This window comes from Nostoc flagelliforme FACHB-838 (assembly GCF_014698065.1).
Classification (GTDB): Bacteria; Cyanobacteriota; Cyanobacteriia; order Cyanobacteriales; family Nostocaceae; genus Nostoc; species Nostoc flagelliforme_B.
On sequence record NZ_JACJSI010000470.1, the window covers coordinates 1 to 4,111 of the forward strand.

A 4,111-nucleotide genomic window follows, 5' to 3' on the forward strand; every position below is an offset into this window, starting at 1 on the left:
TTCTGATTGCTTTATATGCTGCCCCATTTTCTCCACCAGTTGTTTGATGCTGGCTGGAGTCTTTTCCCAATCTGAGTCGGAAATTTCAATTCCGTAGGCGAGGCAGTTTTCATCCATGCCTCTTAATCTACCATCTCAGTAACCCATTTTTGACTGTAGCGTTTCTTATCCTGTGAACGGTTACACTAAATCTATGATTTAGTGCTCTTCAATTAGCGGGGGTCTGAATCCCCCACTAATTGCCTTCTGCCTTCTGCCTTCTTCAATAGTTATCAGTCATCATTGTCAAATCTTGATAACTGTTCACTGTTACAATCCATCTGAAATAATCCGTTCGTAGAAGTGGGAGCTTCTTACTCTCAGTTCACCTTTTTGCTCCTCTTTTTTTAAACTCACTCTCTATATCAGCTAAAGTATGTTCTTTAGCTAGAGAGCGAATTTCTTGAAGTACTGGAATGTGACACTCGTATAGTTTTGCATTGCCATTTAGTCCACCTGTCTTTCTATTGGTGAACTTCCTAAACTCTGGTAGATACTTACGAGCTATATTCAAATATGCTTGTAGTTGCCTTGCGGAAACCTTGGGACTCAACATTGCCGCAACTTCTTGTCTTGTTAGTTCTTCATATCGGCAGGATAACCTCCCTAAAATCATTCGTGCGAATCGTCTAACTCCCACCGATCAACAGATAAGAGATTGGCTGCAATCTCCTCAAATTAAACAGTGGCTTACCAAACTACTAATGGGCATACCGAATAATCTCAAGATAGAAGCGGTAAACACCCTAACCAAAAATGTTATACAAGATCCAGATAAAGACTGCCGTGTACAATTTGGCAGTTCAACCATTGGAGTTGACGTTTTGCGCTGGCAACTTTGGGCATCTTATCGATTGCCTTACGCCAGTACTATTAAAAGTCCAGATTGCCCTTACACCTTAAACAAGCATATAGACGGCGAGAACAAAAAACCTGCTTGACATTATTAGTCTGAGCTGCGATTTCCTTGCATATAATATTCCCGGATAGCGATCACAAAGATAATTTTTCCACGCTAGGCTTTACTTAAAGGGTTGTCTCCAAAGATTCCACATTTCTTTATTAAACGGACTGCGCTATTTTTGGATCATTGCTTGCTCTAATGCAAGACGCGCTTTTCTCTGGGTGGGGGCATCCCACCAAAAACCGTTTCCCTAATTTTTACGGCTCATTATTTGCTATCAAAGCTGATATCATCCTTTGCCTAAACCCGCGTCAATCATCAAGGCTAGCGTTTCGGCATTGAATCTCGTGAGCGCTTCTGCCAGTTGTTGAAAGTGGCGGTACTGTTCGTCAGCATACTCGCTAGGTTCTAGCTCCAAAAGTTCACAAAACTTCAAGTAATCAGTTTGCCAGTTAAACTCCCCAATGGCTGTAGCAAATCTTTCTGCCAAATCCCGCGATTCTTTACTTGTTGCACCGGGTCTTCCGTTGTGATTGTAGGTACTACCACGTTCCGTCATATTTTGTTACGATATTGAGCTAACAGTATTTTTGTATTATTAGCGATTTTAGGCAGTTCCGCCCACACTAAGAAATGCTACTCAAACAAATGGTGCAGATAATCAAGCGAGATCGGCACGGAAAAGCGAAAGTTCTCAGCCGCGAGGAAATTCAGCTATTATTTACACCACAGTTAGAACATTCTTGAGTTGTGCCAGATGCGTTGATTGTCTACAAGCCGATCGAGTACGTGCAAGTCCTCTAATCAGGGGCGCACAGTAGAGAATTCTGCTAATTGAGATTAAATATAAGCTAAGTTACCTTCTCATCTTCTTAGCTACTTCGTTTAACCCTCCTTCTTTAACACAGGTTGCACCCTACAATCGAGCCAATTTCTGATAATCCCGTGTCTGACCAGGGTAAACGCATCATGTCAACAAGACCCTCTAATTCTCAACAAGTTTAAACTCAGTCGCATTAGTCGATGCTTATTGACAAAAAATTATGCGATCGCTTTGAACCTGTGAAAATAAATCAAACGAGAAATGCTGATTTTTCGTTGACTCTTAACCTCCGTTGTGAGCAAGTATAATTTAGATGCGTTTGCCCTGCGTGTCTGACTGCTTAAAACTGCTCCCACTTCCTTTGGTCACAGTTGAAAGATGCCAGCTTTTTTTTACGCCCTGTATTGCTCATGTTCACGTGTCATCTAGGTAAACTGGGACTGGCCACGCTTATTAAATCGTGTAATTCATCATGATGAATTACCTTGATAGTATCATCGCCAAATGTGTCAGCGCATTCTTCAAACGATGGTTTTTGTAAAGAGATGCTACTGCCAACGGCTACCATTGGCAATCAAAAATTATCTCAGGCTTAAACACTTGCAGGATTGCTTTATCTAATTTTTGCTCATCGAAACAGTGCTGAGTACCTAGTTAGATTCCTAAGTAAGAAAGCAATAATTGCATCCAGTACAGTAAGTCTGTACCCCTACGGGCAATACGGTTCGGATAAGCAGGGGAAGCAGGGGAGGCAAGAGGGTATATGTTCAGCCATTCTTTTCTCCCCCTGCTTCTCTTCTCCCCCTGCTCCCTCTGCCTGCCTCAACCAAGAAATTCCTTAACCGAACGGTATTGCCCCTACGGGGATCTTGCTACGCATAGCGTCTCTAAAAGTTGCCCCTGCTTTTAAGCCCTGGTGTCCATTAAAGAATTAGTTGTCAGTTTTAAATAATTAGTGTCCAAACGCTCGATTTTTTAGCTCTGTGCAATTTAAATGATGGTCTAGCTCTGTAAATCCAGTTTTTTAAAATTAATGTCCCTTTCACTTACAACAAAGGCCCTCATTATCCACTCAAGCTTTTCCAGTAAAATCGCGATCTGGCTTCCCGAGCGAGTTTCTGACACTATACTTTGGGGAATGGCTGATACTAAGCCTAAGCGATGGCGTACTCGCCCGCCGGAGGCGATCGCTGCGCCACGAGATAACCGCAATAGTCAATACCTTATTCGGATTTCCCAAAAAAAAGGCATTTAATCATTTAATTCTTGAGGAGTCAGTTTTAAGAGAAAAGGCATTTAATTGTTTAAAACCATTCAAAGAATATACGAGTTCCTAAAAGACCGAAATCTCCGTATTAATAAGCTTTATAGCCTCTTACACAGCAAGACATTAATTACTTAAAATTGACAAATAATTCTTTAATAGACAACATCATAAACTAACTCGCAATCACCTAAAGTTCCTTCGCCCATCAGGGAGCATCTTGGCTTCAGGCACTTACAAGTAATAAAATGCCCAGCCGTATCAAGGATATTTTGGCTACACAACTATATTTCTGGCGCTTTATTATTTGGATCTCCCTCACCCTGAGAATTGATTCAGGACAAGTTCGGAATCAATTGCAGAAAAGTTTGAGTTTTTGGCACGCAAGTTTTACCCGTTTCTTGAAGAATTTTTTCTGTAGCAATCAAACCACTCTCAAAAAATAAACTAAAAATGACTCTATAGTTTTATGGCGTGATAGCGATTAAAAAGCGGGCTATTCGGATAAGGCTTCATTTGGCACTGAAGCAACAGAAGCAGGGGGAAATTTTGTACAAGTTCTTTAAAATAAGCACCTTTGCCCCTTTTCTTTAACCCAAACCTACACCTGTAATATTTGTGTATTTAAATGCTAGGAGTATGCTCTTTGACCTAATGCATCACTTGTTAACTATAAAGTCATTATTAGTTTGTTTTTTTCACCGATTTGTAGGTTTTTCTTTTAAAGGTGTATTTTTAGGGAGAACTACAAAAAAATATCCCAGCCTTGTTCTTAATTGCTCGTTGTGTGGCGTGGATCTGGATCGTACTTTCGTATCTTTATGAGCGGGTAAGTGCCTTACCACCCAAATCGGGAAAATTGACTTGCCTGAACATGAAGCGCTCGCATTAAAATTGAGCTTACTGAACACCAACAACAACTTTACTTTGGTAAATAAAGCCCGGTGCTATCATTGGGACGAGCGTGGGTGTAACGGCTAGTTTGGTTCAGCGATGAATGTCCCAAGGTTGCTTGCAGCAGTTGCACAGGTGCGCCCCGGTCTAAACTATGTGTTGCATGAGAGTGCCTCAGCCAGTGTGG

At 41.3% G+C, this 4,111-nt stretch carries 4 protein-coding genes; 1 reads left to right on the forward strand and 3 read right to left on the reverse strand.

The genetic code is table 11. The features are described 5' to 3' along the window. Window positions 1-364: 364 nt before the first annotated feature. Window positions 365-595: a hypothetical protein gene (locus H6G97_RS46785; RefSeq protein ID WP_242056101.1), complete on the reverse strand. Its 231-nt coding sequence runs from the start codon at window positions 593-595 to the stop codon at window positions 365-367. On the opposite strand from H6G97_RS46785, the gene H6G97_RS46790 reads away from it, so the two are divergent. Next, window positions 582-980, forward strand: coding sequence for a hypothetical protein (locus H6G97_RS46790; protein WP_190947205.1), 399 nt, complete (start codon window positions 582-584; stop codon window positions 978-980). The genes H6G97_RS46785 and H6G97_RS46790 overlap by 14 nt on opposite strands. A gap of 252 nt (window positions 981-1,232) precedes the next feature. Here H6G97_RS46790 and H6G97_RS46795 read toward each other — a convergent pair whose 3' ends face one another. Beyond that, window positions 1,233-1,502, reverse strand: a complete 270-nt coding sequence (locus tag H6G97_RS46795) for a hypothetical protein (RefSeq protein WP_190947203.1) — start codon at window positions 1,500-1,502, stop codon at window positions 1,233-1,235. Between the two features lie 2,450 nt (window positions 1,503-3,952). After that, complete coding sequence (locus tag H6G97_RS55185; protein WP_277883457.1) at window positions 3,953-4,102, reverse strand: tyrosine-type recombinase/integrase; 150 nt, start codon at window positions 4,100-4,102, stop codon at window positions 3,953-3,955. Window positions 4,103-4,111 lie beyond the last annotated feature (9 nt).

What these genes read in the sequence shown, in the direction of transcription:
- H6G97_RS46795 (WP_190947203.1), bottom strand. Translation starts at nt 1,502, where the DNA reads ATGACGGAACGTGGTAGTACCTACAATCACAACGGAAGACCCGGTGCA.
- H6G97_RS46785 (WP_242056101.1), bottom strand. Translation starts at nt 595, where the DNA reads ATGTTGAGTCCCAAGGTTTCCGCAAGGCAACTACAAGCATATTTGAAT.